This window comes from Actinomycetota bacterium (assembly GCA_035765775.1).
GTDB lineage: Bacteria > Actinomycetota > CADDZG01 > JAHWKV01 > JAOPZY01 > DASTWV01.
Genome location: DASTWV010000009.1, coordinates 108,661 through 134,180, shown reverse-complemented (window position 1 = coordinate 134,180; position 25,520 = coordinate 108,661). Strand labels below are relative to the sequence as shown.

At 71.0% G+C, this 25,520-nt stretch carries 28 protein-coding genes; 11 read left to right on the top strand and 17 right to left on the bottom strand.

Features of this window, described 5'->3' with window-relative positions:
• The first annotated feature begins 108 nt into the window (after positions 1-108).
• Entirely contained in the window at positions 109-660 is a 552-nt protein-coding gene (locus tag VFW71_01910) for an SRPBCC family protein (protein ID HEU5001520.1), read from the top strand.
• A 315-nt stretch (positions 661-975) separates the two neighbouring features.
• Here the strand turns inward: VFW71_01910 and VFW71_01905 are convergent, their stop codons facing one another.
• Positions 976-1,884 (bottom strand): DNA-3-methyladenine glycosylase 2 family protein, encoded by a 909-nt coding sequence (locus VFW71_01905; GenBank protein HEU5001519.1) that lies wholly within the window; start codon positions 1,882-1,884, stop codon positions 976-978.
• A gap of 98 nt (positions 1,885-1,982) precedes the next feature.
• On the opposite strand from VFW71_01905, the gene VFW71_01900 reads away from it, so the two are divergent.
• A complete protein-coding gene (locus VFW71_01900) occupies positions 1,983-2,933 on the top strand; it encodes a transcriptional regulator (GenBank protein ID HEU5001518.1) in 951 nt (316 codons plus the stop codon).
• 25 nt (positions 2,934-2,958) lie between these two features.
• Complete coding sequence (locus tag VFW71_01895) at positions 2,959-3,495, top strand: GNAT family protein (GenBank protein ID HEU5001517.1); 537 nt, start codon at positions 2,959-2,961, stop codon at positions 3,493-3,495.
• A gap of 12 nt (positions 3,496-3,507) precedes the next feature.
• Here the strand turns inward: VFW71_01895 and VFW71_01890 are convergent, their stop codons facing one another.
• Positions 3,508-4,338 carry a hypothetical protein gene (locus VFW71_01890; GenBank protein HEU5001516.1) on the bottom strand — a complete coding sequence of 277 codons (831 nt, stop codon included), beginning with the start codon at positions 4,336-4,338 and terminating at the stop codon, positions 3,508-3,510.
• A gap of 70 nt (positions 4,339-4,408) precedes the next feature.
• Here VFW71_01890 and VFW71_01885 point away from each other — a divergent pair, with 70 nt between their 5' ends.
• Complete coding sequence (locus tag VFW71_01885) at positions 4,409-4,861, top strand: helix-turn-helix domain-containing protein (protein HEU5001515.1); 453 nt, start codon at positions 4,409-4,411, stop codon at positions 4,859-4,861.
• Between the two features lie 23 nt (positions 4,862-4,884).
• Positions 4,885-5,934 carry a hypothetical protein gene (locus VFW71_01880; protein ID HEU5001514.1) on the top strand — a complete coding sequence of 350 codons (1,050 nt, stop codon included), beginning with the start codon at positions 4,885-4,887 and terminating at the stop codon, positions 5,932-5,934.
• 320 nt (positions 5,935-6,254) lie between these two features.
• Here VFW71_01880 and VFW71_01875 read toward each other — a convergent pair whose 3' ends face one another.
• From VFW71_01875 to VFW71_01865, 3 genes are read right to left on the bottom strand one after another with little or no spacing between them, the layout of a single operon-like run.
• The gene (locus tag VFW71_01875) at positions 6,255-6,860 is read right to left on the bottom strand and encodes a molybdenum cofactor guanylyltransferase (GenBank protein HEU5001513.1); all 606 of its coding nucleotides are present in this window, start codon (positions 6,858-6,860) and stop codon (positions 6,255-6,257) included.
• On the bottom strand, positions 6,857-7,762 hold the full coding sequence (fdhD, locus tag VFW71_01870; protein HEU5001512.1) for a formate dehydrogenase accessory sulfurtransferase FdhD: 906 nt from the start codon (positions 7,760-7,762) through the stop codon (positions 6,857-6,859). The genes VFW71_01875 and fdhD overlap by 4 nt, the downstream gene beginning before the upstream one ends.
• Before the next feature lie 50 nt (positions 7,763-7,812).
• Positions 7,813-8,163, bottom strand: a complete 351-nt coding sequence (locus VFW71_01865; GenBank protein ID HEU5001511.1) for a DUF488 domain-containing protein — start codon at positions 8,161-8,163, stop codon at positions 7,813-7,815.
• Between the two features lie 96 nt (positions 8,164-8,259).
• On the opposite strand from VFW71_01865, the gene VFW71_01860 reads away from it, so the two are divergent.
• Positions 8,260-8,955, top strand: coding sequence for a DUF899 family protein (locus VFW71_01860; protein HEU5001510.1), 696 nt, complete (start codon positions 8,260-8,262; stop codon positions 8,953-8,955).
• Here the strand turns inward: VFW71_01860 and VFW71_01855 are convergent.
• Together VFW71_01855 and VFW71_01850 are read right to left on the bottom strand one after the other, a co-directional pair.
• A complete protein-coding gene (locus VFW71_01855; GenBank protein ID HEU5001509.1) occupies positions 8,934-9,443 on the bottom strand; it encodes a GNAT family N-acetyltransferase in 510 nt (169 codons plus the stop codon). The two genes, VFW71_01860 and VFW71_01855, sit on opposite strands and share 22 nt — an antisense overlap.
• Positions 9,440-9,775: a dksa/trar family transcriptional regulator gene (locus VFW71_01850; protein HEU5001508.1), complete on the bottom strand. Its 336-nt coding sequence runs from the start codon at positions 9,773-9,775 to the stop codon at positions 9,440-9,442. Before VFW71_01850 ends, VFW71_01855 begins: the two co-directional genes overlap by 4 nt.
• A gap of 124 nt (positions 9,776-9,899) precedes the next feature.
• On the opposite strand from VFW71_01850, the gene VFW71_01845 reads away from it, so the two are divergent.
• Complete coding sequence (locus tag VFW71_01845) at positions 9,900-10,550, top strand: NAD(P)-binding domain-containing protein (protein HEU5001507.1); 651 nt, start codon at positions 9,900-9,902, stop codon at positions 10,548-10,550.
• A 30-nt stretch (positions 10,551-10,580) separates the two neighbouring features.
• On the opposite strand, the gene VFW71_01840 is transcribed toward VFW71_01845, so the two are convergent.
• The 3 genes from VFW71_01840 to VFW71_01830 form a co-directional block, all read right to left on the bottom strand.
• On the bottom strand, positions 10,581-11,528 hold the full coding sequence (locus VFW71_01840) for a CPBP family glutamic-type intramembrane protease (protein ID HEU5001506.1): 948 nt from the start codon (positions 11,526-11,528) through the stop codon (positions 10,581-10,583).
• Positions 11,529-11,593: 65 nt separating this feature from the next.
• Positions 11,594-11,725, bottom strand: a complete 132-nt coding sequence (locus tag VFW71_01835) for a hypothetical protein (protein HEU5001505.1) — start codon at positions 11,723-11,725, stop codon at positions 11,594-11,596.
• Between the two features lie 405 nt (positions 11,726-12,130).
• Complete coding sequence (locus tag VFW71_01830; protein ID HEU5001504.1) at positions 12,131-13,342, bottom strand: FAD-dependent oxidoreductase; 1,212 nt, start codon at positions 13,340-13,342, stop codon at positions 12,131-12,133.
• 123 nt (positions 13,343-13,465) lie between these two features.
• Here VFW71_01830 and VFW71_01825 point away from each other — a divergent pair, with 123 nt between their 5' ends.
• Positions 13,466-14,173, top strand: coding sequence for an HAD family phosphatase (locus VFW71_01825; GenBank protein HEU5001503.1), 708 nt, complete (start codon positions 13,466-13,468; stop codon positions 14,171-14,173).
• Positions 14,174-14,305: 132 nt separating this feature from the next.
• Here the strand turns inward: VFW71_01825 and VFW71_01820 are convergent, their stop codons facing one another.
• The 6 genes from VFW71_01820 to VFW71_01795 all read right to left on the bottom strand — a co-directional run bounded on the left by VFW71_01820 (position 14,306) and on the right by VFW71_01795 (position 20,496).
• Entirely contained in the window at positions 14,306-15,505 is a 1,200-nt protein-coding gene (locus VFW71_01820) for a hypothetical protein (GenBank protein ID HEU5001502.1), read from the bottom strand.
• A 28-nt stretch (positions 15,506-15,533) separates the two neighbouring features.
• Entirely contained in the window at positions 15,534-15,932 is a 399-nt protein-coding gene (locus tag VFW71_01815) for a VOC family protein (GenBank protein HEU5001501.1), read from the bottom strand.
• A gap of 1 nt (position 15,933) precedes the next feature.
• Positions 15,934-16,698, bottom strand: a complete 765-nt coding sequence (locus VFW71_01810) for a phosphosulfolactate synthase (GenBank protein HEU5001500.1) — start codon at positions 16,696-16,698, stop codon at positions 15,934-15,936.
• A 52-nt stretch (positions 16,699-16,750) separates the two neighbouring features.
• On the bottom strand, positions 16,751-18,004 hold the full coding sequence (locus VFW71_01805) for an acyltransferase (protein HEU5001499.1): 1,254 nt from the start codon (positions 18,002-18,004) through the stop codon (positions 16,751-16,753).
• Complete coding sequence (locus tag VFW71_01800) at positions 18,001-19,575, bottom strand: class I adenylate-forming enzyme family protein (protein ID HEU5001498.1); 1,575 nt, start codon at positions 19,573-19,575, stop codon at positions 18,001-18,003. The genes VFW71_01805 and VFW71_01800 overlap by 4 nt, the downstream gene beginning before the upstream one ends.
• Positions 19,576-19,761: 186 nt before the next feature.
• Positions 19,762-20,496: a DUF5995 family protein gene (locus VFW71_01795; GenBank protein ID HEU5001497.1), complete on the bottom strand. Its 735-nt coding sequence runs from the start codon at positions 20,494-20,496 to the stop codon at positions 19,762-19,764.
• Positions 20,497-20,607: 111 nt separating this feature from the next.
• Here VFW71_01795 and VFW71_01790 point away from each other — a divergent pair, with 111 nt between their 5' ends.
• Together VFW71_01790 and VFW71_01785 are read left to right on the top strand one after the other, a co-directional pair.
• Complete coding sequence (locus VFW71_01790) at positions 20,608-21,009, top strand: hypothetical protein (protein HEU5001496.1); 402 nt, start codon at positions 20,608-20,610, stop codon at positions 21,007-21,009.
• A 40-nt stretch (positions 21,010-21,049) separates the two neighbouring features.
• Complete coding sequence (locus tag VFW71_01785; GenBank protein ID HEU5001495.1) at positions 21,050-22,735, top strand: ABC transporter family substrate-binding protein; 1,686 nt, start codon at positions 21,050-21,052, stop codon at positions 22,733-22,735.
• On the opposite strand, the gene VFW71_01780 is transcribed toward VFW71_01785, so the two are convergent.
• Positions 22,732-23,175 (bottom strand): cupin domain-containing protein, encoded by a 444-nt coding sequence (locus VFW71_01780; protein HEU5001494.1) that lies wholly within the window; start codon positions 23,173-23,175, stop codon positions 22,732-22,734. The two genes, VFW71_01785 and VFW71_01780, sit on opposite strands and share 4 nt — an antisense overlap.
• Before the next feature lie 322 nt (positions 23,176-23,497).
• On the opposite strand from VFW71_01780, the gene VFW71_01775 reads away from it, so the two are divergent.
• A complete protein-coding gene (locus VFW71_01775) occupies positions 23,498-25,339 on the top strand; it encodes a hypothetical protein (GenBank protein ID HEU5001493.1) in 1,842 nt (613 codons plus the stop codon).
• Positions 25,340-25,520: the final 181 nt, after the last annotated feature.

Below are 25,520 nucleotides of genomic sequence, written 5' to 3'. Positions count from 1 at the left end.
CCGTGCGACCGCACGTGAGGAGAACTCCTCATGACCCAGGGCGGCTGCCTCCGTAGCGTTGGCACATGGCCCGGCGACCCGTCGGGCCCCAAAGCCGGGAGGCCAGCCATGTCCGAGCAGAAGCCCATCCTCACCTTCCACGTCGCTGTGCCCACCACGGCCTCGCCCGCCGGCGTCTACGACCTGCTGGCCGACGTCAATGCCCACAAGGTCTGGGCCGGCGAGCAGGCCAAGCACAAGGCGTTCAAGCTCCTGAGCCTGGATGCCCCGCGGGGGCAGGCAGTGGTGGGGGACCGGTTCTCGTCCAGCGGCGCGTCCAGCGCAGCCGCGTCCTTCGTCGACACCTCAGTGGTGGTGGAGGCGGAGCCGGGCCACCGCTTCGGCTTCGACACCCAGTCGCGGCTGGACCGCGCCCGCCGGCCCACCTGGCACGTGCGCTTCTCGCACCGCTACGCGCTCGCGGCGTCGGGCACGGGCACCGTCATCGACTACACGTGCGAAGTGCGGCCGCAGAACTACAAGCCCTACTGGCTCCAGCCCGGCATGCGGCTGATGACCCCGTTCATGGTGCAGCGCATGATCCGCTCCAACCTCAAGAACCTGGCCCGGCTGGCCGAGGCAGCGGCGCCCGCCCAGAAGAACGCTCACAGCGAGGCTTAGCGGTCCCAAGCCCGGGCCACCGGACCAACCCGAGAGAGGAACCGCCGGTGCCCCCGGCGCGCCCCCGGAGGTACCTGGTTGGGACCGGCCAAATTGCCGCCTGGAGGGCGCCCCCGCAGCCGGCCGTTGGCGATCGACTGCTGGGCGGCGGCGTTCATGCTCGACGCAGTCTGTGAGTGCTCAGTACCCTATAGCACCCTTAAACACTCACAGACTTCGGCGGAGCGGCCGGCGGAGGGCCCGGGGCGGCGGGGGCGGCGGGGGCGGCGGGCGGTCACCGGGCAGTCTTCGCCGGCCCCCGGAGCGCTCGGCGGGTCAGGCCGCGGCCAGCACCCGCCGGCCCGCGGCCCGTACCAGCACCGCCGCCCACGTCCGCCAGGGCGACCAGACCTCGGCCGCCGCCGTTGCTTCCTCCGGCGTCGCCGGGCGGCCGAGGCCGTAGAGGTCCCCCAAGAGGGCCAGCAGCTTCGGCTCCGCTGCCGGGAACAGGTCCGTCGCCCCAGTGGCCCGGATCAGGATGAGGTCGGCGTAGAACGGTCCGATGCCCGGGATCGCCCGCAGCTGCGTGCGGGCCGCGGCCGGGTCCATGGCCCGGAGCCGGTCGGCATCCAGCGCCCCCGCCCAAGCCGCCTCGGCGACATCGACCACCCGTTTCGCCCGCACCAGCTCGATCCCCGTGGCCTCGGCGACCCGTCTCGGCCCCATCACGGCGATGGATGCGGGGGTGGGCAGGGCCCACATCGTCTGGCCGGCCACAGCCAGGGGCGGACCGCCGCTGGTGGACAGGCGCCTGCGCCAGAGCTCCGCCACACCGTGGGGCCGGCGGGAGGAGATCACGGCCCACACCGCCGCCTCATAGGGCGAGTAGAACAGCGGCGGCCGCAGGCCGGGCGCCGCCGCGTGAAGGTCGGCAATCACCGGGTCACGATCGCCGACCGCCAGGAATCCGGTGGCGTCGTGGTCCAGCGACAGCACCCGGGCCACCTGGGCGACGATCGTCTCGGTGGGGGCATCGCCCACCCGGGCGTAGATCTCGCCGTGGACGACCCCGTCCAGCCCGCCCGGCTGGGTGAGGGCCACGGCCGCCTGCCCAGCGAACCCATCGACGCAGAAGGCCAGCCGCATCATCGAGTCGTAGCCGTCCTGGTGGCGCTGGCCGAAGCCGAACATGGCCGACTCCTCCAGCGAGAAGGGCCCCCTGGGGACCAGCTCAAAGGTTGTCACGCCGCCTCCTCAGCTCGCAGATGGAATGCCGGACGAGAGACAGGCTACCGGGGCATATATGACATCGATTGTCATCATTATCGGCGTATTCTCGGGGTATGCGTGCCGACCGGTTGCTGTCGATCCTGCTGCTCCTGCAGGCCAACGGCCGGATGAGCGCCGGGACCCTCGCCCGCCGGCTGGAGGTGTCCCGCCGGACGATCTACCGGGACGTCGAGGCGCTGGGGGCAGCGGGCGTGCCGGTGGTGGTCGACCAGGGGCGGGACGGGGGCGTGTCGCTGCTGGCGGGCTGGCGGACCGACGTCACCGGTCTCACCGAGCAGGAGCTCTCCGCCCTGCTCGCCTTCGCCAGCAGCGGGCCGGCTGCCGATCTTGGCCTCGGTGAGGACGTGGGCCGGGCTGCCCAGAAGGTGGCGGCGGCGGCCAGCCGGGGCGCGCCGGGAGGGACGAGATTCCAGGACCGGATCCTCATCGACAACGACCCCTGGATGGCGCCCCGGCGGGTGCCGCCCCACCTCGCCCGGGTCCAGGACGCCCTCTGGGCGGACCGCCGCCTGCAGATGCGCTACCGCCGGGGCGACGGCACGGTGTCGGAACGGGTGGTCGACCCGTACGGGCTGATCGCCAAGAACGGCGTGTGGTACCTGCTGGCCGGGACCCCGACCGGTGTGCGGACCTTCCGGGTCTCCCGGGTGGAGGAGGCGGCGGTCACCGAGGAACCGCTCGAGCGGCCTGCCGGCTTCGACCTGGAGCAGGCATGGCACACCCACACGGCCACGATGCGCCCGCCGGAGCGGTTCCCGGTCACGGTCCGGGCGGACCCGGTGGAGGCGGCCCAGTTCCTGCGGTTCGCCGCCCGCTTCATCCGTCCGGCCGACCCCCCATCCGGCCCCGGCGAGGACACCGTTGTCCTGGAGTTCGCCGCCCCGGGTGAGGCGGCGTTCTTCCTGGCTTCGTTCGGCGGGATGGTGGAGGTGCTGGACCCACCCGAGGTGCGGGAGCGCCTCGCCGAGATCGGCCGGTCCCTGGCGGCCCGGTACGGGGGCTGAGGCACCGGCTCCATACTTGTGGCATTTGGCTGACGGCCGGGTGTTCGTGCGAGGACCGGTGCTCGATGACGCCGACGAGTTTTTGGCCGGCGTGCAGGCCAGCCGCCCGCTGCACCATCCGTGGGTCACGCCGCCGGCCTCCGCCGAGGCGTTCGCTGCCTACGCGGCGCGGGCCCTCATGCCCGACTTCGAAGCCTTCCTCATCTGCCGCCGCGAAGACGGCGCCGTGGCGGGCGTGGCGAACCTCAGCCAGATCGTCCGGGGGCTGTTCCAGAGCGCCTCCCTGGGCTACTTCGTCTTTGCGCCCTTCGCCCGCCAGGGCTACATGACCGAGGGGCTGGGCCTGGTGCTCAGCCAGGCGTTCGGGCCTCTGAGCCTGCACCGGGTGGAAGCCAATGTGCAGCCGGAGAACTTCGCTTCCAAGGCCCTGGCGCAGCGCCTGGGATTCCGGTTGGAAGGCTTCTCGCCCCGTTACCTGAAGATCGCGGGCCACTGGCGGGACCACGAGCGCTGGGCGATCCTGAGCGACGAGTGGGGCAGGCGGGAAGGTCCCGGCGGGTAGCGATCTGGCCGGTCAGGTTTCACCGGACGCGGCCTCGGCGGCTTCCCGGGCCCGAACGGCAGCTTCCTCGGCCCGGGCGCGGGCAGCGACGGCCACATCCATCGCCCGGTCGGCCACCTGGCGGAGCCGGGCCGCCTCGGCAGCGGCCTCCTGGGACTGGAGCTCGGCGGCGGCCGCCCCCTTCTCTGCATCGGCGGCGGCCTGGGCGAGGACATCGGCCCGGGCCTGCAGGTCGGCGGCCTGGCGGCGCAGCGGGCTCTCGGGCGCGCGCCGGGCTTCCCCGTCCTCGTGTGCCGGCCGGCCCGAAGGGCCCCCCGAGGGTGACGCCTCCCAGAGCGAGGCGGGCTCGAGATCGGACGCCAGCCGGCCCCGGCGGAAGGCCTCCCGGCCGGCGTCGTCGGTGGCGACTGCGGTCAGAGTCTGTGCGATGCGGTCCCGGGCTCCCGGCGAGTCTGGGTGGCCCCCCTCCCTGAGCGCCGCCAGGGCGGCATCCAGCAGCCGCTTCACCACCTCGCGCCGCTTCCGGGTGGCCTGCCCCAGGGCTTCGGGTCCAGAGCCTTCCCGCTGCGCCCGGGCGAGAGCCTGGTCGGCGTCAAAGAGGGCGGCGACGTCCTCGCGGTTCGACCGGGCCACGCGGTTGAGTGCCCACGCGGTCACTGAGGGCTTGCGCAGACCTTTCACCTGGACGGCGGCGGCCTTGGCGGTGGCGTCCCCGGCTCGCAGATCCTTCACCAGGGCGTCCCGGGCGGCGATGAACCCGTCCTGGGGCGCGGCATAAAGGGCGTCGAGGGCAGCCTCGAGATCGGGTCCGAGAGCTGGCGCGAGATCGGGGGTGTCGGGCATGGTCGGAGGATACGGCGGTGGTGCGTCCGGTGCTGAGTTGCATGATGCAACCAGGTGCTAGCCTGATGGCATGCACCGCACCAGCTTCGCCGACATGGCCTGCTCGGTGGCCCGCACCCTGGACGTGGTCGGGGAGTGGTGGACGCCCCTCATCCTGCGGGACGCCTTCCTGGGCACCACCCGCTTCGACGAGTTCCAGCGCAGCCTGGGCATCGCCCGCAACGTGCTCACCGCCCGCCTCCAGGGCCTGGTGGAGCAGGGGATCTTCGAGAAGGTGCGCTACCACGAGCACCCGGAACGCTTCGGGTACCACCTCACCGAGGCCGGCCGGGAGCTGTTCCCGATCATCTCGTCGCTCATCGCCTGGGGCGACCGCTGGCGGGCCGGGGAGCACGGCCCTCCCCTGTTGCTGGTGCACGCCCCGTGCGGGCACGCCATGGCCGCAACCCCCACATGCTCGGAGTGCGGCGAGGTCGTGCGCCTCGAGGACATCCGGCCGCAGCCCGGGCCGGGCGCCGTCTAGAGCGTCGGGCACAACGAGGTCTCGTGGGCACACGGCGCGCGCAGGTGGCGGTACTGCTGATGGCCGGCCTGGTGGCGGTGGGATGTTCGTCCTCGCCGACGGCGGTCAGCACTGGGTCGTCCGGCACGCCCACGCCCACACCGACGCTGCGGCCCTCGGCGTCCCCGTCATCCTCGCCCTCACCGGGTCTCGCTGGGGTATCGCCCACCCCGGCGCGCCGGCCGTCGCCGTCGGCGCCCGTCCCGGTTGCCTCGCCCCCGCAGGCGCCATCGCCGGGGCCGGCCACCGGCAAGGTCATATGGAGCGACAGCCGGGGCGTCGTGGTGTCCAACCCCGACGGCTCTGGGGCGCAGGTGGTGGAGGCCAACCCGACCGGGACCGCAGTCAACACCCCCTACACCACCTACATCACGCCGGCCGATCTCTCGCCCGACGGCCAACAGATTGCCTTCTCGGTGAACCCCGGCGCTCCGGTGCCGCACACCAACCAGCTCGACATCGCCGCCGTCGATGGCGGGGCGCCCCGGCAACTGGCGGCCCCGGCCTACAACCCCCGCTGGTCGCCCGACGGGACCAAGATCGCCTACTCCATGTTCCGCACTGAGACCCAGTTGAACGCCGTGTTCATCGCCAACGCCGACGGGTCGGGTGCCCACATGGTGGCCCCCGACGGCGTGGATCCCACCTGGTCCCCGGACGGCACCCAGCTCGCGTTCACCACCACCAACGGCGGCTCCATCAAGACCGTCGACGTCAACGGTTCCGGGCTCCGCACCCTCGGCCCGGGAAGGAACGCCGTCTGGTCCCCAACCAGCAACCGGATCGCCTTCAACTCGGGCACGGCCGACGTACCGCAGATCACCATCGAGAATTCGGACGGCAGCAAGGCCCAGGTGGTGCCGGGGGCCAACGGCACCCTGGACGACTGGGACCCCTCCGGCACCCGCCTCCTGGTCAGCATCGGCTCGGGCCCGATCACCATTGAGGTGGTCGATGCCACCTCCGGCGCCCGGGACGGCATCGTGACCACCAGCGCCCTCTACCCGGAAGCGAGCTGGCAGCGCCCCCGGTGAGGGAATGAGTTGCACGATGCTACTGAATGCTGCCCTGGCCCTCGCGAGCGATCGCCCGGTAGGGCTACTCTGGGGTGACCGCACGGAGGTCAGGGCCATGGCAGACGACGGCGAGCTGGCGTCCTTTCGAGAGGACGGCAAACGACGACGGGGCTTTCCTTAGCGAGAGCCACGTCAAGCGCGGCGACCGCGTCGTCCACGGCGACCGGGAACTGACCGAGAAGCTCGGCAGCCACGACCCCTGCCCGTGCGGCTCCGGACGCCGGTTTCAAGGCGTGCTGCCTGGCGACCGGCTCCTACGACGGGAGCCCGCGGAACCACTACCGCCGGTAACGGCCTTCGGCCCCGAAGGCCTTCGGGACAATGTCGAGGTCGCCCGGCTGGTTGAGGTTCTCGGCGAAGCGGCCTTCCGGATCCACCGCGCCCCATACCTCCGGCCCGACCACCAGCGGCCCCAGGCCCTCGACCGCCGCCCGCAGGGGGCGTTCGCCCGCCTCCAGCCGGCAGCGGAGGGCCGGGGCCGCCGATCGGGCGTACAGGGCGTGGAGAGGTTCCAGCTGGCCACCGACTTCGGGCACCACCGCCGGCTCACCGGCGTGGCGCACGAACAGGAGCCGGAACAGCGCCGGGCTGAGGTGCGGCATGTCCACGCCGGCGACCGCCACCAGGGGATGCCCGGCCGCCTCCAAGCCTGCCACCAGGCCGGACAGGGGACCGGCCCCGGCAACGGCGTCCGCCACCTGCCGGCATCCCGGCACCGGTAGCCGGAGCCCGTCGCCGGAGGCGATGATCACCTCGTCGCACACCTCGGCCAGGCGCCGGGCGGCCCGCTCCACGAGCGTCTCACCCTCGTAGCCGATCAACGCCTTGTCCCGGCCCATGCGCCGGCTCCGCCCGCCGGCCAGCACCAACCCGGAGAGCGTCATTCGGGGTCTGCGGCGATCCGCTCCCAGCCGGCGTAGACATTGAAGCGGCTGCCCCGCAGGAACCCCACCAGCGTCATGCCGAACTCCCGGGCAAGCGAGACTGCCAGGCTGCTGGGCGCCGAGACCGCGCAGACGACGGGGACACCCGCGGCAACGCATTTCTGGACGATCTCGTAGCTGGTCCGCCCACTCACCATGACGATGTGGCCCTCGAGGGGAAGCCGGCCGCCCAGGAGCGCCCACCCGATCAGCTTGTCGAGCGCGTTGTGCCGCCCGACGTCCTCCCGGACGGCGAGCAGAGTGCCGGATGCGTCGAACAGCCCGGCGGCGTGCAGGCCACCGGTGGTCCGGAAGACCCCCTGGGCGGCCCGGAGCCGGTCCGGGAGGGCGGTGATCGTGTCCGGCGCCACCTGGGGGCCGGGGGCGACCGGGGCGCATCCCCGCTGGTGGAGAGACGCCAGGGTCGCCGACCCGCAGACGCCGCAGGCGCTGTTGATGGTGAAGTGGCGCTCAAGTTCGGCCAAGTCGGCCGGAACACCGCCGGCGAGGTCCACCGTCACCACGTTGTAGCGCTGCTCGGCGTCGAGCTCGTCGTCCACGCAGTACCGGATGCTCTGCAGGTCCCCGGGGCCGCCGAGGATGCCCTCGCCGTGCAGGAACCCCACCGCCAACTCGAAGTCGGCCCCCGGCGTACGCATGGTGATGGCGAGGCGTTGGCTGCCGGTGCCGGTGGGGCCGGCGACCCGGATCTCGAGGGGCTCCTCGGTGGCGAGGTAGTCGGACCGGCTGGTCACCCGGCCCTCGTCCACCACGTGGACCCGGGCGGGGGTCCGGCTGCCGGGCCTGGCCCGCTCGGGGGCGTCGATGTCGTGCGGCTTGAGATTCCCGGCGTCAAATGTCATCAGAAAGCCATCGTCGCATGCAGGCTCACGCAGGCGGACACGGAGCCGCATTACCCGCCCCCGAGCAGGTCCGCCAGCACCGCCGCCTGGCTGTGGCCGGCGTCCTTGGTGGCGGTCAGCAGCGTCAGCGGCCCGGCCCCCGCCCGGGCCCGCAGGTCCTCCAGCGCCTCCGCCCGCTCCGGCTCCTCCAGCTCCGCCCGGTACCGGCGGGCGAACTCGGTGAAACGCTCCGGGTCGTGCCCGTACCACCGGCGCAGCTCGTTGGAGGGGGCCACGGCCTTGCACCACTGGTCGATCCGGGCCGCCTCCTTGGCCAGCCCCCGCGGCCACAGACGGTCCACCAGCACCCGGGAACCATCCCCGGGGCCCGGCTCCTCATACACCCGCCGCACCTGGACCATGTCCAGAGTTTCTACCCAAATGCAATACTGAACCGAACGGTTGACTTTTCGACGCGACCCTCCTACCCTGGGGTCACCAACCCAAAGGAGGTTCCCGTGCGCTACACCCGGCTGGCAGGAGAGACCGAGGAGTACCTCGCCCGGCGTGAGGAGCTCCGCCTGGCCGAGGTCGAACTGATCGCTGCCCGGGAACGGGTCGCCGCCCAGCGCCGGGCACTGCCCCGCGGCCCGGTGGTGGAGGACTACACCTTCCTGGAGGGCCCGGCCGACCTGGCGGCCAGCGATGCGCCGGTGCGCCGGGTGCGCCTGAGCGAGCTGTTCACCGCCCCCGGACGGCCACTCATCGTGTACCACCTCATGTACGGGAAGGCCCAGGCCACCCCGTGCCCGATGTGCACCATGTGGATCGACGGTTTCAACGGCGTGGCGCACCACATCGCCCAGAACGCCGACCTCGTGGTGGTGGCCGCCGCCGACCTGCCGGCCCTGCGTGCCCACGCCCGGGACCGGGGCTGGGACCACCTCCGCCTCCTGAGTGCCGCCGACAGCGCCTTCAAGTTCGACCTGGGCAGCGAGGACGCCGAGGGCAACCAGGGCTCGACGGTGTCGGTGTTCGTCCAGGACGCCGACGGGGCGGTGCGCCACACCTACACCGGCAAGCCGCAGCGTTCCGAAGACCTCTGGGAACGGGGCATCGACCAGCTCACCCCCACCTGGCACCTGCTGGACCTCACCCCGCAGGGCCGGGGCGACTGGTACGCCGAGCTCTCCTACCCCGCAACGGGCTCCTGAAGGGGTCCGGCCTCGGCGGCCAGCGCCGCCAGCGCCGCCCCCGACAGCCGGTAGTTGGTCCACTCGTCCATCGGCTCGGCCCCCAGGTGGCGGTAGAAGCCGATCGCCGGGTCGTTCCAGTCCAGCACCGACCACTCCACCCGGGCGTAGCCCGCCGCTTCGGCGACACCCGCCAGGTGGGCGAGCAGTGCCCGGCCGGCGCCCCTGCCCCGAGCGGGCGTGGTGACGATCAGGTCCTCGAGCCAGATGCCGTGGCAGGCGCGCCAGGTGGAGAAGGTGAGGAACCACAGGGCCATGCCCACGACGTCGCCGTCCAGCTCGGCCACATGGACGAACACCTTGGGGTCCGGGGCGAACAGCGTTGCCGCCAGGGACTCCTCGGTCAGCAGGACCCGGTCGGCGGCCTGCTCGTAGGTGGCCAGCTCCCGCACCAGGCCCACCAGGCGCGGGCAGTCGGGCGGGACCGCGGGCCGGACCGCGAGGCTCACCGCCGGCGGGCCTCCTCCACCGTCAGCTCGGCGGTCGGGTCCGCCTCCAGACGCTCATCGGGGATCGGCTGGCCGCTGCGTACCGACCGCCCATAGGTGCCGCCGGCCAGGCGCTTCTCGGCGCGGCCCACAGCGTCCAGCCGTGCCCGGAGCGAGTTGGCGAGTGCGTCGTTGATCTCCTCGGATGTCAACGGGACCGCCCGGTCGATCCAATCCCCGGTCTCTCCCGCCGCCTGCTTCTCCGCCTCCCGGATGGCCGTCCGCTGCTCCAGCAACTCCGTCACCCGCTCCCGCTCCGCCTTGAGCAAGGCCGCTGCCCGCTCGTCATCCATCCGCCCCTCCAGTGTTGTCCAAATTTGGTGGAATGCTTGACCCTGCTCCGTGGGGGTGCACCTTAGTTCGGGTAGGCCCCCGGAGTCACGCATATGTCGCTGAGATCGAGAAGGGAGCCTCACGATGCAGATCGGCGTGCTGGGGTCGGGAGTGGTGGGGCAAACGCTCGGGACCGGATTCGCCGCCCGGGGTCACCAGGTCATGATGGGCACCCGCGACCCCGCGGGCGAGAAGGTCACTGCGTGGAGGGAGTCGGCCGGAGCGGGCGCCTCGGTGGGGACGTTCGCCGACACCGCCGCCTTCGCCGAGCTGGCGGTGCTGGCCACCTCCTGGACCGGGACCGAGCAGGCGCTCCAGTTGGCGGGAGCCGAGCGGCTGGCCGGCAAGGTGCTCATCGACGTCACCAACCCGCTGGACTTCTCCCACGGGGCACCGCCGGGCCTGGCCCTCGGGCATACCGACTCGGGCGGCGAGCAGGTGCAGCGCTGGCTGCCGGGCGCCCGGGTGGTCAAGGCGCTGAACATCATCGGAGCGCCCTACATGGTCGACCCCAGCTTCGCCGAAGGGGCGCCGGACATGTTCATCTGCGGCAACGACGACCCCGCCAAGGCTGAGGTCACCGGCATCCTGGAGGCCTTCGGCTGGCGGGACCACATCACCGACATCGGGGGCATCGAGGGCGCCCGGCTCCTGGAGCCGCTGTGCATCCTGTGGGTCGTCTACGGCATGCGCACGGGCGGCTGGAACCACGCCTTCAAGCTGGTGAAAAACTAGTCCCGACCGAGTTCCAGGCTGGGTGGGGGCTTACCGGACCGTGGTGGCCAGGACCGCCGCCAGGTTGAAGAACCCGTGGGACCACATGCCAGGCCCGAGGCGCCGGTAGTGGTCGGCCATCCACCCCTGCACCAGCCCGAAGACGGCGATGCCCAGGAACACCGCCACGTTGCCCAGCCCGTAGGAGGGCCGCATGTGCAGCGAGGCGAACACCAGCGCCTGGAGCACGATCGCGCCGGTGGCGCCCACCAGGGGCAGCGATGCCCGCTGGAGCAGGCCCCGGAAGAACAGCTCCTCGACGAACGGTGCGCCCACCAGGGAGATCAGGACCAGGGCGACGAGCACCGCCGGGTGGTGCCGGGCGTCCTTCAGGGGCTGCAGCTCGGTCCCGGAGAATCTCTTGTTCAGGGCGACGACCGGGAGCAGCACCAGGACCCCGGCCACCCGCCCGACGATGGAGAAGCCGAGGCCGCGGCCGACGTCCATCGTCTCGGCGCGCACGCCGAAGTCCTTCCAGATGTTGCCCGAGCCGTACCGGGCACTCGCCAGCCGGACCGGCCACAGCAGGCCCGCCCACAGGCCGGCCTGGCTGAGCAGCAGGGCCAGGAGGGTGTTGTGCGGGGCGATGACGGATGCGATCGTGGCCCCGATCACGGCCAGCGCCAGGGCGAGCACGATCCCGATGAGGGCGAAGCCAAAGACCTTCTTGGGCAGGTGGATGCGGGTGTCGGGGCCCGGGAGCGCAGGCGGGGTGTTCTGCCCGGCGGCGGCGGGACCGGGCTGCCGCCAGTCCTCGGTGACCCAGCCGTTGTCGGACACTCCCGGCGTCCAGCCGTACCCGGTCCAGTAACGGAGCTGGTGCACGCCGGACGGGTCCGGGTACCAGCCCGGCGGCGGCCCCGCAGGAGCGCCCGCAGGGGGCCACACCGGCGGAGGGGGCGGGGAGTAGACCGGGTCGCCCGGCGTCACGCGTGCCATAGCACCATCATGATCCCCATCATGATCAAGCCAGCCGGCGGGCGTGCGGAACCGCTCAGGAGGCCCTACGCCAGCAGGTGGAGCATCGCCAGGACCAGCATCAGCGCGGTGACGGCGCACACAACGCCGAATGCCCCCACGCCGTCGGCGGGGTTCTCCCACTCCTCTGCCCGGACCTGCACATCCCCTTCGTCCATGGCGGCCTCCCTGATCTCCAAGGAATCTGCAAGGAATCTCTTTGGGGATACGCATCCCCGTACACCAATGTCGGCCACATGGCGGACGCAGACCATGGTCCGTCCGGGGGGAATTGCGCGTGGTCATTTCGGGCTACGCGGCGCTGCCGAACCCCTTGGTCCGAGCGACGTCCGACCTGAGGGCGGCGCTAAGCGCGAGAATCCCGGGCACGACCGGGGAAGAGCGGTTGAACCGAACGGGAGGAGGCTACACGTGACCCTTGTACTGCCCGCGTTGTTCCTGCTGATCGTAATGGTGTTCTTCCTGATCTTTCTCTTCAACTCGTAGCCTTCCCGGGCTTGCGGCCGGGCCCGCGGGGCGGGCCACCGGCCCCCTGCCGCCCCGACCTCGTCGTCCGCGCGCGGTCAGGCCGGGGCGCGCGGGGCGAGGTCGCCCAGCTGCTCGAGGAAGTAGCGCACCATGACCACGGCGGTCATGCCCTCGCCGATGGCTGAGCCGAGCTGCTTGGTGCTGCCCGCCCGGACGTCGCCGGCGGCGAACACACCCGGCATCGAGGTCTCCAGCATGCCGTCGGTCATGACGAATCCCACCGGGTCCAGGTCCACCGCCCCCACCAGGGCGTCGGTGTTGGGGGTCATCGCCGGGTAGGCGAACACCGCCGTGGGGTTAAACGAGAACGTGTAGCCCGTGGTGCGGTCCCGGACCACGGCGGCGGTGAGCTTGCCATCGGAGCCGATACTGAGCTCGGCGACCTCGGTCGAGGGGTACAGCTCGATCTTCGGGTTGCGGCGCAGCCGCTCCAGCATCACGGGGGAGGTCTTGAACTCGGCGGACTCGGCCAGCACCCGCACCTTGCCGGCGAACTGGGTCAGGAAGAGGGCCTCCTCACCGGCGAGGTCGCCGCCGCCCACCACCAGCAGCTCCTCCGCCTTGCGGTAGAAGGGGCCCTCGCAGCTGGCGCACGAGTGGAGCCCGGCCCCCCGCAGCTGGTCCTCGCCCGGGAAGCCCAGCTCGGCGTAGCTGACCCCGGTGGCGATGACCGCCGAGCGGGACACGAACTCCTCGCCGTCACCGGTGACCGCCAGGAGGTAGCCGTCGATGCGCGAGAGTTCCTTCAGCCCCTGGCCGGCGAGGATCCGGATCCCGTAGCGCCGGGCCTGGCCCAGCAGGCCCTCCTTGACCTCGGCCCCGGAGGCACCCTCGGCGAAGCCCGGGATCCCGTGGACACGCGGGGTGGCGGAGGCCTGCCCGCCCGGCTCGCCCTGCTCGATCACCAGGCAGTGCATGCCCTCCCGAACCGCCCCCAGCGCGGCGGTCAACCCGGCGGGGCCGGCCCCGATGACGATGACGTCGAAGAACCGCCGGTCGCGGGGCTGTTCGACCCCCAGAGCCTCCAGCAACTCGGCCCCCGAGGGCGCCACGAGGGCCTTGCCCCCCTCCAGCACCACCAGCGGGAGGGTGAGCTTGCCCGAGTCATGGCGCCGGACGTAGCCCTCGGCCGACGGGTCGACGTCCAGGTCAACCCAGTCGAAATCCACCCGCACCTCGCCCAGCAGTCGCTTGGTGCGGCGGCACTCGGGGCACCAGGCGGCGCCATAGATCGTGATCTCAGCCATCTCTCCACCTCCCGTGCCAGCCGCTTCCTGGCGAAGACTTTTACACCAGAATCCGTCCATTCCGCGGATTTTCCGGGGGTGGGCAGGCCCGGGCCGGCGGCGGGCCCGCTAGCCTGCCGGGCCGTGCGCCCCAATGGCCATGCGGCCCTCCCCCTTGCTGTCATTTTCGACATGGACGGCGTGCTCATCGACTCTGAACCGGTCTGGGAGCGCGTCCGGGAGACCTATGCCCGGGAGCGGGGCGGGCGCTGGCCGCCCGGCACCCAGGAGGCGATGATGGGCATGAGCACGCGGGAGTGGTCAGCGTTCCTCCACGCTGAGCGGGGCGTGCCCGATGCCCCCGAGGCCATCGCCCGGGACGTCAGCGCCCGCATCATCGAGGCCTTCGCCGGCCACCTCCCCCTGCTGGCCGGAGCCGGGGACGCGGTGCGCCGCATGCGGGCGGCGTTCGGGCTGCTGGCGGTGGCCAGCTCGTCGCCCCTGCCGGTGATCGTGCGCGTGCTGGAGCTCTCCGGCCTGGCGAGCGAGTTCCGCGCCGTGACCTCCAGCGACGAGGTCGCCCGGGGGAAACCGGCGCCTGACGTCTACCTGCTGGCCGCCGAGCGCCTGGGTGTGGACCCGGCCGGGGCGGTGGCCATCGAGGATTCGACCAACGGGTTGCGCTCGGCCGCCGCCGCCGGCTGCCGGGTGGTCGCCGTGCCCCGCCCGGAGTACCCACCGGCCCCCGACGCGCTCGCGGGCGCGGCGGTGACCATCGGGTGCCTGGACGAACTGACGGCGCAGGTCGTGGCGGGCCTGGTGCCCGGCGGGGTGGACCTGCCCATCCATTAGAATTAGACGTCTCTTTGTGTCGCTCTGAGCAGGATTATCCTGTTCAGATGTGCAGAAATGTCCGGCGCCCAGGTCCGCCCAGGTCCGCCCAGGCGCGTCCGGCCCCCTGGCCAGCCCGGCGGCAGGCGACGGCTACGCCAGGCCCGGGCTCCCCGGGGCGGCGGACGGGCCGGCGTGCGGCTGGGTGAAGAAATTCCACATCAGTGATGCCGCCGAGGGCGACGCCCCCACGGGCCCGGGCCACTCGTGCATCCCGCCCTGGTACCCGGCCAGCTCCACGGCGGTGCCGTTGGCGCAGGTGGCCCAGGTGGTGAGGACCACCGTGCCGATGGTGGTGGACCCGGGCTGGCCGGTGCACCCGTTGCGTTTAGCCCAGGCGTGGACCTCGGCGGTGGTCGAGGCCTCCCGGAACCCGTTCGCACTGTGCTGGGGGCTGGACTCGTCGAAGGCGGTGAGCGGGTCCCTGGTGCCGTCGATGTCCAGCAGGGAGATCGGGGCGCCGTTGGGGCAGCCGACGACGGGGACGGCGGCGATCACGGCGAAGCTGCTGACGAGGCCGGGGTCCTTGCAGGCCACGTCGTAGGCCATCTTGCCGCCGTTGCTGTAGCCGATGAGGTAGATGGGCCCGATGTTGGGCTGCCCCTGCAGCGAGTGGACGACCTGCTGGATGAAGCCCAGGTCATCGACCCCCTGCGCCTCCGCCGCCCCGCAGCATGCGCCCGCGTTCCACGACTCCCGGTAGTCCAGCGGGTAGACCAGCACCGCCTGCTGGGCGTACACGTAGGGGAACAGGCCGTCCCGGCTCTCCTCCTGGGCCACGCTGGCGTTGCCGCCCATGAGCACCACCAGCGCCGGCACCTTGGCGTTCAAGGCCTGCGAGAAGAACTCGACGTAGTTGCGCTGGGTGCTGCCCACGGAGACCGTGTTGGTCACCGAGGCCAACGGGGCCACGGTGGGGCTCGGCGACGGGGAGGGTGCCGGGGGAGCTGGGGGCGGCGCCGGCGGCTGGGGCGAGGGCTGCTTGGGGAGCGAGACCGACCGCCCGTGGGCGGGGCGCCCTGAGGACGGGTGCGCCGACGTGCCGTGCGACGTGGAGGCGTGGGTCCGGGTGGCGGTCTGGGCTTTCTCGGCGAAAGAGGCGTCAGGCCCCCCCGCCGAGGAGAGCACCATCTCCACTACGGCGAGGGCCAGGATGAGGCCGAGGGCCACCGGGGCGTACAGGTACCAGCGGGCATAGCGCCTCCGGGGGCGGACGGCGTACGCCTGCGGGGTGAGCCGGAGCGGCGGGCCCGGGGACGGCACCCGGGATCCTTCCCGAGGGATGGGCTTCATCCGTACATCACCCTCAGTACATTCATGCTTAGTACATCATTCTTGGGTCGACGTAGTGCTTGAACTCGATCAGGTTATTGGAGGGGTCCCGGAGCACGACCGTCCAGTGTTCCTCGACCATCCCTTCGAAGCGCCGGGCCGGCTCGGCGAAGAAGGGCAGCCCCCGGACGGTCGCCAGGCGTACCAGGGCGTCGAAACCGTCCTTGTGACGGAACGTCACCCCGAAGTGGCGGGGGTACATCTGCGGGTCCTCCTCGATGCGGTCCGACAGGTGGCAGACCACCTGGTCCCCGAAGAAGTCGAGGGTGATGCGGTCACCGTAGCGCCGGGCTAGCTTGCAGCCCAGGCCCTTGACGTAGAAATCGTGGGCCTCGTCCAAGTCCTTGGCCGGGATGGCCAGGTGGAAGCAGTCGTCGCTGGTCCGCATGTCAGTCCCAGGCCAGCAGAGTGTCGGAGCGGAGCCCCAGGCGGAGGGTCTCCAGGGCGATGATGTCGCCCAGGGCGATGTTGCCCAGGTTGACGTTCGGCCCCAGGCGGCTGATGAACCAGGTCTGCAGGTCCTTGGTAGGCGCCTCGAAGAGGAGCGACTGCGGCTCGATCCCGGAGTCCAGGATCCCCTCGATCAGCTCGCGGCGCAGCATGCCGTCCGAACGGCAGATGCCGCTGCGCCCGCTCTCCCGGGCCTCGGTGACCACGAGGGTGGCACCGGCGTCGATGTCCCGGTTGATCTCCCGGACCCAGTCCTCCAGCTCCATCGCCTCGGAGCGGGCGGCGTCCTTGAAGCCCACCTCGGAGATCACCACGAAGTCGGCAGCCAGCTTGTCCACGTAGCGGGCCTTCTCGCCGTTGGGCAGGTCGAGGGTGCCGTTGGACACCTCGACGTAGCGGGCGCCCTGCTCGATGCAGAAGGCCCGGAAGTCGTCGAAGCCGCCCTGGGAGAGGAACTTTTCGAAGAGCGTCCCGCCGAAAAACCACGGGATGCCCGCCGCGGCCAGCGCCGCGAGTTTCTCGGGCAGCTTCCGGCTGACCAGCGACGTGCCCCACCCCAGTTTGACGAAGTCGATCAGCTCGCCGGCGCTGTCCAGGTAGTCGCGCAGCATCCCGACCGGCGCCCCATTGTCGATCACCATGGTGAGACCGATGCGGCGGGGCTTGCCGGGACGGTCGGGCAGACGCAGGCTTGTGGGGATCATCGGCACCTCCGTGAATCGTCTTTCCTAACACACGGGTGCTGGCGGCGGCGATTCATGCGGCCGCACCCGCCGGTGCCTTGGCCACCGCAGCCGACGCCCGTTCCCGCCGGGGCCGCCCGGTGACCGGCAGGCTGAGGGGCGTGTAGCGGACCAGCCGCATGGCGCTGGCACTGAGGATAAACAGCAGCGGGACCACCACGAACAGGTCGACCGGCAGGACCGCGGCGCTGGGGATCTTGTTGTCGACCCCCAGGGTCACCACCGGGGCTGCCAGGGCGATCAGCCACTGGATGAGCAAGGGGTGGACGAGGTAGACCGCGAACGACGTGTCCGCAGCGATGGCCGCCGACCGGCGCCAGCGGCGCTCCTCTCCCTTGTCCGCCCATCGCAGCCCGAGGGTGTAGAGCCCGAGGACGGCGGCGGCCGAGCTGAAGATGACACTGGGCTGGAAGACCTCGCCTGCCTGGGCGGCGTTCTGCCCCACCCAGTACACGTCCACGAGGAAGGCGATGACCGCCACGCCGAACCCGGCAGACACCAGGGCCCCCACAGCCCGGGGCCGGGTGCGCACAAAGGTGCGCAGCTCGTCGAGATGCAAGGCCGCCACCCCGCCCCCGATCATGTAGAGCGGGTAGCTGGTGATCAGGGGATCGGCATGGGCAAAAAGCACGTTGATGACCGCCGGGTGGTGCATGCGGTAGTGGAACAGGACCGTGTACGCCAACTGGTAGGCCAGGGCGACCGCCACAAGGACGCCGTGATGGCCCTTCGTCTTGCGCAGCAGCCACAGCATGGCCGGGAAGAGCAGGTAGATCTGCATGGTGACCAGCAGGAAGTAGAGGTGGTACCGGGCGAGCCCCTGGGCGAGGTCGGTGGTCAGGCGGTGGAGCACCTGGACCCACGGCTTGTGCTCGCTGCCGTCGGCGAGGAAGTAGATCCCGGTCCACACCAGGTAGGGCACCCCGATGAGCAGGTAGCGCTTCTTCCAGAACTTCCACACCGACCAGCCCGTCCGCGAGCCGTAGCCATAGGTGAGGACGAAGGCGGTGAGGACGAAGAACACCTCCCGGTTGAGGTGCAGGATGGCGCCCACCCCGCCGGCGAGGATGTCGGTGGGATTGGTGGTGTAGCCCACGAGATGGATGGCGATGACCCCAGCCACCATGTACATGCGGACAAAGTCGACGGCATCGAGGTGGCGGGGGGCAGCGCTGCCGGACCTGGTGCGGCTGGCAGGGGCGGTCGGGGTGGGCCGGGACCTCGGGTCGGGCTCGTTGACCGGCTGGGTGGTGATGGTGCTGCTCACGGCAGCGTCCCTTCGCCGGCCGCCGCCGCCACCACCATGGCTTTGAGCTGGTCCCGGCGCACCTTGCCGGTGGGGGTGGCGGGGAGCCGCTCGGTGACCTGGATGCGGGCGGGGCGCTTGTGGCGCCCGAGCGCCCCGGCGCACAGGGCCACCAGCTCGTCGTGCAGGCGCTGGTCGCTGCCCCCGGGCACCCGGGGGACGACGAAGGCCACCGGCCGTTCACCCAGGACGGGATCCGGCTCGCCCACGACGGCGACCTCCGCCACACCGGCGTGGCGGCGGAGCACCTCCTCCACCTCCCGGGGGTAGAGCTTCTCGCCGCCCCGGTTGATGACGCCGTCGGTGCGGCCGAGCAGGGTGAGGAAACCGCCGGCATCCAGGGAACCGACGTCCCCGGTGGTGAGCCAGCCCTCCCGGTCGACCGCCGGCCGCCGGCTGGCCATACCCCCGGCGGGATCCGGGATGGCATAGGCGGGCGTCACGCTGGGGCCGCGGATCTGCACCCCACCGGGGACCTCTGGGGCGGCGCCGGCCCCGACGTCGTCGGCCACCCGAACCTCGATTCCCACCCCCCGGCCGACCGTGCCCGGGCGGCGTTCGGCGGCGCACAGCGGGTTGGCGCAGATCTGGCCGGCGGCCTCGGTCATGCCGTAGGTCTCCAGGACGCCGATGCCGGTCAGGGCCTCGAAGGCGGTGAGCGTGGCCAGGGGCAGCGGGGCAGAGGCGGAGCGGGCGAACCGGATCCGGCGGGTGACCGCCTCGGGCGGCGGGGAGCCGTCGGCCAGCAGGGCGAGGATGGCCGGGACGGCGTTGAGCACACCGACCTCCCAGGAGTCGAGGACATCCCAGAACTCCTGGCGGTGGAAGCGGCCGTCCACCACCAGCGTGGTGCCGGACACCACCGCTGCCATCAGGCCGGTCACCTGGGCGTTGATGTGGAAGAGCGGCAGGGAGCTGTAGACCCGCTCGCCGGGCTGGAAGCCGTGGTGGCCGGCCACCGCCCGGGCGCCATGGAGCAGCTGGGCCTCGTGCAGCGGCACCCCCTTGGGGCGCCCGGTGGTCCCCGATGTGCGCAGCACCACCGACGCCGGCTCCACCCAGACGGCCGGGCGGGCGCTGCGCGGGGGCAAGGGCCCGGCGGAGGCGTCCCCCAAGGCGGCCGCAGCGGCGCCCCAGGCGGACTGCCATGCCGGGATGCCGGCCACCGAGGCGGCGCCGTGGCCGGTCTCGGTGTCGGTCACCAGCACAGCCACCTGGAACTCGGCGAGGGCAGAGGCGGCCTCGGACTGGCCCCCCGCCGAGGGGGCGGAGGGGTCCAGAGGCAGCACCACGGCACCGGCGGCCAGCAGGCCGAGGTAGGCGGGGATGAAGGCGAGTGGGTGTTCGGCCAGGAGCCCGACCGCGGTGCCGGGCGGCAGGGCGGCTGCCTCGAGGCGGTGTGCCCAGGCCTCCGCCGCCTGCCCGAGAGCGGACCAGCTCAGTGTGGCGCCCGTGCGCCCTTCGATGACCGCCGGGCGATCACCCCGGTCCTGGGCGGCCTCCTGGAGAAGCCGGGCAACCTCACTGCGCACACGAACCTCCAGGTTGGTCTTCGGGCAGCGTGCCGGAGCAGCGTGGACCGGGCTTGATGGTCACTTGTGCGTCCACTGTGGATCCGCGTGAACACCGCTCGCGCCGAGTCCCTCCGCTCGCCGGAGCCGGAGGTCATTGTATGTGCCCACCCTCGTCTATCGACAACAAGGGGGGTTTCGTGAAGGTCAGTTAGGCAGTGAGGGAAGGGGCAGCAGGAGTAGTTCGCCCGCGGCGAAGGCAGTCACGGAGAGCCAATCCATGGTCAGGTGGTAGTGAAGGGGGACCCGGCGCCACTTCCACAGGGTCATGGCGTGGTGCCAAGCGAGGTCACGGGCCCCGTCCACCATGACGTCGCCCAGCAGGTCGAGAAACTTCGCGATCGGCCCCCCGTCAACCTCACGTTCCCACTTCTCTTCGAACTTCTGGCGCAGCGATTCCATCTCGGCGGCGAAAACCGCATCGATTGCCTGGTAGGTGAGGTGCTCTTCGGGGCCCGTTCCCGGCCCAACCTCCCGCCAGGTTGCGAATACCGCCGGCGCGAGATCGAAATTGATGTGGGCGTTGACCCCGGCGGCGGCGAACTGGAGCGCCTGGATACCTTCGGTGGCGCGGTGCTCGAGGAACACCTTCCAGGGAGCGGGAGCGGAGCCAGGGTCGTGTTCGTTGCGCCGCAGGGCGGCGAAGTACCGGTTGGCGAAGGCCACGTCGAGGGCACGCATGAAGTCGTTGTCCTTGTACGTGCTGGCCTCGCAGCCGTCCCTCACCTGCTCGGTGATGGTTATGTAGAGCGAATTGAAGGTACCGATCCCGTCCGGCTTGTTCTGATTCTTGATAAAGTCCTCGATCTCGTGCTGCCGATCCAGCACTTCGTCGATCGTCTTTACCGGACCCTTCCCGTACGGCGACGCCGAAAGAGCCATGAGCTACCCCCCTCCCCCTAGAGCCCCGACCTCCCCCGACCGGGACATCAAGCCACAAGCCTCGCGCAGCCGGCGGCGCTCCGCAGCCCGCCGTCATAGGCTTATCGGCGTATGAAAGGCCTCGAGGACCCCGACGCCCTGGCGCTGCACCAGGCCCACCCCGCCAAGCTGGTGGTGGACGCCGGGGCGGGCGCCCTCTCGCTCTGGCTGCTCTGGCGGGGCCGCACGATCACCGGCCTCGCCGTGCACTATCTGGTCCCGATGGCGGCGTCGCTGCTGGTCCTCCAGCGCGACCTCTCCCGCCTGCGTTCGACGGCCGCCGGGAAGGCCATCCTGGCGATGCCCCAGGGGGGCCACGCCATCCGGGCGGCGGGCGACACCCTGATGGTGACCGGCGCCCGCAAGCACAAGCCGAAGCTGATGGTGTTGGGCGGGCTGGGGGTCGTCGCCGGGCTGGCCAGCGGCTTCGTGGCGCCCCGGCTTTCCCCGCGCCGGGCCCCGGTGTCGGACTGACCGGCTTGCTGACCGGCGTACACCGGTAGGATCCCCGTCCGTGATCTTTTCCCGATCCCGGCGCGTCTGGGTGGCGTGCCTGCCGGCCCTCCTGCTCGTGGCCACCGCCTGCCAGAAAACCTCGCAGTTCAAGGTCGGGGCGAACGACATCAACCCGATGCCCGCGGGCCAGCTCGCCAGCGGCGGCACCCTGAACTGGCCGCTGTCGCAGCTGCCCGACAACTACAACTTCAACAGCAACGTGGGCTCGCTGGGCGACGAGGCCTCACTCATCTATGCGGTGATGCCGACGCTGTTCAACTACAACGCCCTCGGCCAGCCGGTGCTGGACACCGACTACCTCACCAAGGCTTCCGTCACCTCGTCCTCCCCGCAGGTCGTCACCTACGAGATCAACCCCCAGGCGAAGTGGTCGGACGGCACGCCCATCACCGCCGCCGACTTCATCGCCCAGTGGAAAGCCCTGAACGGCAAGGACCCCACCTTCAATGCTGCCTCGACGGCGGGCTACGAGGACATCTCCTCGGTCACCCAGGGCACGGGTGCCGGGGAGGTCCTGGTGAGCTTCACCAGCCCGTTCAGCGCCTGGCAGGGGTTGTTCACGCCCCTGTACCCGGCGGCCCTGAACGCCACATCGGCCACGTTCAACGCCGGCTGGGTGACCGGGACGGTGACCTCGGCCGGCCCCTTCGTGATGCAGGGCATCGACCACAGCGTCCAGACCGCCACCGTCGTGCGCAACCCGGCCTGGTGGGGCACCAAGCCGGTGCTGAACTCGATCGTCTACCACTCGGTGGGCACCGATGCATCCAAGGAGCTGGCCGCCCTGCGTAGGGGGACGATCGACTTCGTCCAGCTCCCGGCGCTCAAGGGCCCGCTCACCTCTGCCCGGGACATCAAGGGCACCACCATCCGGACGGCGGGCGGCCCGCAGTTCCGGGTGCTCACCCTCAACGCTGAGAGCCCCAACCTGCAGGACATCAAGGTCCGCCAGGCGGTGGGGCTGGCGATCGACCGGCAGGCCCTGGCCAAGGCGATCCTCGGCCCGCTCGGGGTGCCCGACGCCACCCTGAACAACCACATCTTCATGGCCGATGAGCGGGGCTACCAGGACAACGCCGGCATGTTCGGGACGTCCGACGCCAGGAGAGCCGGGACCCTGCTGGACCAGGCCGGCTTCAAACTGGTCAAGGGCGTGCGCACCAAGAACGGCCAGGCCATGCAACTGCGGATGGTGATCCCGTCGGACAACGCCGCCGCCGCGCAGGAGGCGGGTCTTATCAAGAAGGATCTCGAGGGCGTGGGCATCAAGGTGCAGGTACAGGGCGTCCCGGCCCAGACGTTTTTCCCGTCCTATGTCGCGGCGGGGGACTTCGACCTGACGCTGTACTCGCAGCAGGGATCGACCAGTCCCATCGTGTCCAGCCAGTCCGTCTACCAGAACCCGCTCCGGGGCAGCAACGGGGCCGAGGCCATCGGGCAGAACTACGCCCGGGTCGGCTCGCCCGCCCTGGACCAGCTCATCGCCCAGGCTCTCGCCGAGCTGGACCCCACCCGGGCCATCACGCTGGGCAACCGGATCGACATCATGATCTGGGGCGAGGTGCACTCCCTGCCGCTGTACGAGCAGCCCCAGATCGTGGTGCAGAAATCCAGCCTGGCCAACTTCGGGGCCTTTGGCTTCGCCAACCCGGACTACCAGGCGATTGGCTTCGCCAAGTCCTAAAAGAGCGTCCCGAACTCCGGCAGCCAGCCGTCCGGGGTAGCCAGGTTCACCACGATGGCCTCCTGGGTGGAGCGGGCGACCACCATGCACACCGGGTCGATGGTGCTCCGGTTGGCCTCGACGTGGACGTGGTGGGGCGGCACCCAGACGAAGTCGCCCGCCCGGGCGTCGTAGGCACCCTCCAGGGCGTCGCCCGACCAGAACCGGGCCGACCCCGAGATCACGTAGATGGCGCTCTCGGACTCGCCGTGGTGGTGGACGGCCGACACCGCCCCGGGGGCCAGCTCCACGTAGCCCATCCAGAGGCGGCCGGCCCCCACCAGGCTGTGGGAGATCGCCGCCTCCCGGCGCATGGCGCCGCTGGCGGCGTCCGGCACCCGGTCCGCCGCGTGGATGACCCGCAGCCGGGCGCCCCCTGTCTCCTGCTCTACCTCGTCCACGTCCGTCCTCCACCGCTCACCGATCGGGTCCACAATGGCAGAGGAACCCGGGCACAGCCATTCGCCCCCGTCCGGCGCCTCGCAAAGCACGCGTATGGTCCGCACGATTGGGTGGGTTGCGGTGTTCGGATCCCCGGGCTAGTCCTTTCGAAGGATGTATGTGACATCGAACGGTGATACATGCTAATATGCCGACGTCCCCGCGGGAGGGGACTGGGAGCGAGAGGAGGAGCCCATGATCCGATTGGTGGCACAAGCGGTGAACAACCCGATTTCACAGCAGGTCCCGAGGCAAGAGTACTGGCCAAGCTCCTATTGGCTGGTGGTTCTGATCCCCATCGCCTTCTACCTGGCGTGCGTCGGCCTGCTGGCCTTCTACGGGCGCAGCGAGGAGAAGAACCCCTTCAAGTACTTCTTCGGCTCCATCGCCGACAGTCTCGAGCGCCTGACTGGCTTCCAAGGTTGGGCAATGGCCGGCGCCCTCACCGGGCTGATGGCCCTTCTCTCCGCTGCGATGGGCCTGTACTGGGACGTCGCCTGGCACGTTGACTTCGGCCGTGACGTGGGCACCCTGTTCACCCCGGCACACGTGACCATCCTCGCCGGCCTGGGCGGCCTGATGTTCGCCTCCGCCGTCTCGATCACCTTCGCCTCGCTGCAGGAAGCCCCGGTCAAGCTGCGCTTCGGGGCGCTGCGGGTTCCCTGGGGCGGCCTCCTCTTCGGCGTCATGGGCACCCTCGCGGTGGCCGCCTTCCCGCTGGACGCCCTGTGGCACAAGGCCTACGGCCTGGACGTCACGCTGTGGAGCCCCACCCACCTGCAGCTGGTCACCGGCGGTGCCCTCGGCGTGTTCGCCGTCATGGTGATCCTGGCTGAGGCCCTCCCTTACTCCAAGCCCAACGCCTTCGGTCGCTTCTGGATGGTCGTCGCCGCCGGCGCCGTGCTGACCGCAGTCACCACCTACCAAGGCGAGTTCGACTTCCGGGTGCCGCAGTTCAACCCGGTCTACCTCCCGATCCTGATCATGGCCGGCGCCGGCATCGCCCTGACGTTCTCCCGCCTGGCCCTCGGCCGCTGGGGCGCCATCAAGGCGGTCGTCGCCTACCTCGTCATCCGGCTCTATTTGAGCTACCTGGTGGCGGGCCTGCACCACGAGTTCGCCCACTTCCCGCTCTACCTCCCGTCGGCCCTGATGGTCGAGCTGGCCGCCTTCGCCGTCGGCACCAAGAACCGCCTGAAGTTCGGTGCCGTGGCGGGCATCCTCATCGGCACCGTCGGCCTGGTGGGCGAGGGCATCTGGATCCAGGCCTCGGGCTGGTTCGGCTCGGCGCCCCAGCTCCTCCCGATGACCCTCGAGCTGGCCCCCCTCGCCGCAGTGGCGGGCGCCATCATCGGCTCGGGAGCCGGTCGGCTGTTCCGGCGGGACACCGCCAAGATGCCGCTGGTCGCCCTGGGCGCCGCCGGCGCAGTCCTGATCGCCGTCCTGGCCATCCCGCTGCCCCGCAACGTGACGCCAGTGACGGCCACCATCAAGAGCACGCCCATCGGCAACGGCAGCACCGTGCACGTCGCCGTCCAGCTGCAGCCGGCCAACGCCGCCGACAACGCCCTGTTCTTCGGCATCTCCTCCTGGCAGGGCGGCGGCACCAAGCGGGTCGTCCTGAAGGAGACCTCGCCGGGCAACTACACCGAGTCGGCGCCCGTCCCGGTGGTGGGCAAGTGGAAGTCCCTGGTGATCCTGGTCAAGGGGAGCATCAACATGGCGGCCCCGGTATACATGCCGATCGACCCGCTGATCCACGCTCCCGAGATCCCGGCAGAGCCGGTCCGGGTGGCCAAGATGGTGCGCAACACCGCCCTGCTGCTCCGGGAAGCACACGAAGGTCCGGCATGGCCCAAGCAGCTGGGCTACGCCGGGCTGGTCCTGTCCACCGGCCTGCTGATCGCCCTGATCGCCGCTGCCGCCTACGACTCGGACACCGACGTCGAGACCGGCGAGCAGATGACCGGCGGCGGGAGCGGGTGGAACAGCTTCATGAAGCCCTACCAGAGCCCGCAGCCGGCCACCAACGGCAACGGCCACGGCAATGGCACCTGGCGGCCGGCACCCGCCCCGGTGCCCACCTGGAACCCGGGCGGACTCAGCGGGGTACGGCGTTACTGATCCGCAACCCGACGTAACAGCGCTGCAACCCAGCGGGGCCTGAGGGCCCCGCTGGCGCGCCCGGGGGCCACGTAGGTCCGCGGGGGCCGGTGCACACCCCGTTGCGGGCCGCGCGCGATGCTGCGGTTCGTTGGGCATTGAAACTTGCCGATCAGGCAACGTAATCTTTGGCCCACTCCGG

Bases quoted from the DNA above. Each gene is read 5' to 3' on its own strand.
- VFW71_01815 (HEU5001501.1), bottom strand. From the start codon at position 15,932: ATGCGGACCAGCGACGACTGCTTCCACCTGGCCATCCCGGCCAAGGAC.
- VFW71_01910 (HEU5001520.1), top strand. From the start codon at position 109: ATGTCCGAGCAGAAGCCCATCCTCACCTTCCACGTCGCTGTGCCCACC.
- VFW71_01890 (HEU5001516.1), bottom strand. From the start codon at position 4,338: ATGCCCGACACCCCCGATCTCGCGCCAGCTCTCGGACCCGATCTCGAG.
- VFW71_01795 (HEU5001497.1), bottom strand. From the start codon at position 20,496: ATGGCTCTTTCGGCGTCGCCGTACGGGAAGGGTCCGGTAAAGACGATC.
- VFW71_01835 (HEU5001505.1), bottom strand. From the start codon at position 11,725: ATGGACGAAGGGGATGTGCAGGTCCGGGCAGAGGAGTGGGAGAACCCC.
- VFW71_01840 (HEU5001506.1), bottom strand. From the start codon at position 11,528: ATGGCACGCGTGACGCCGGGCGACCCGGTCTACTCCCCGCCCCCTCCG.
- VFW71_01885 (HEU5001515.1), top strand. From the start codon at position 4,409: ATGCACCGCACCAGCTTCGCCGACATGGCCTGCTCGGTGGCCCGCACC.
- VFW71_01820 (HEU5001502.1), bottom strand. From the start codon at position 15,505: ATGAAGCCCATCCCTCGGGAAGGATCCCGGGTGCCGTCCCCGGGCCCG.
- VFW71_01790 (HEU5001496.1), top strand. From the start codon at position 20,608: ATGAAAGGCCTCGAGGACCCCGACGCCCTGGCGCTGCACCAGGCCCAC.
- VFW71_01865 (HEU5001511.1), bottom strand. From the start codon at position 8,163: ATGGTCCAGGTGCGGCGGGTGTATGAGGAGCCGGGCCCCGGGGATGGT.
- VFW71_01900 (HEU5001518.1), top strand. From the start codon at position 1,983: ATGCGTGCCGACCGGTTGCTGTCGATCCTGCTGCTCCTGCAGGCCAAC.
- VFW71_01810 (HEU5001500.1), bottom strand. From the start codon at position 16,698: ATGATCCCCACAAGCCTGCGTCTGCCCGACCGTCCCGGCAAGCCCCGC.
- VFW71_01850 (HEU5001508.1), bottom strand. From the start codon at position 9,775: ATGGATGACGAGCGGGCAGCGGCCTTGCTCAAGGCGGAGCGGGAGCGG.
- VFW71_01830 (HEU5001504.1), bottom strand. From the start codon at position 13,342: ATGGCTGAGATCACGATCTATGGCGCCGCCTGGTGCCCCGAGTGCCGC.
- VFW71_01875 (HEU5001513.1), bottom strand. From the start codon at position 6,860: ATGACGCTCTCCGGGTTGGTGCTGGCCGGCGGGCGGAGCCGGCGCATG.
- VFW71_01845 (HEU5001507.1), top strand. From the start codon at position 9,900: ATGCAGATCGGCGTGCTGGGGTCGGGAGTGGTGGGGCAAACGCTCGGG.
- fdhD (HEU5001512.1), bottom strand. From the start codon at position 7,762: ATGACATTTGACGCCGGGAATCTCAAGCCGCACGACATCGACGCCCCC.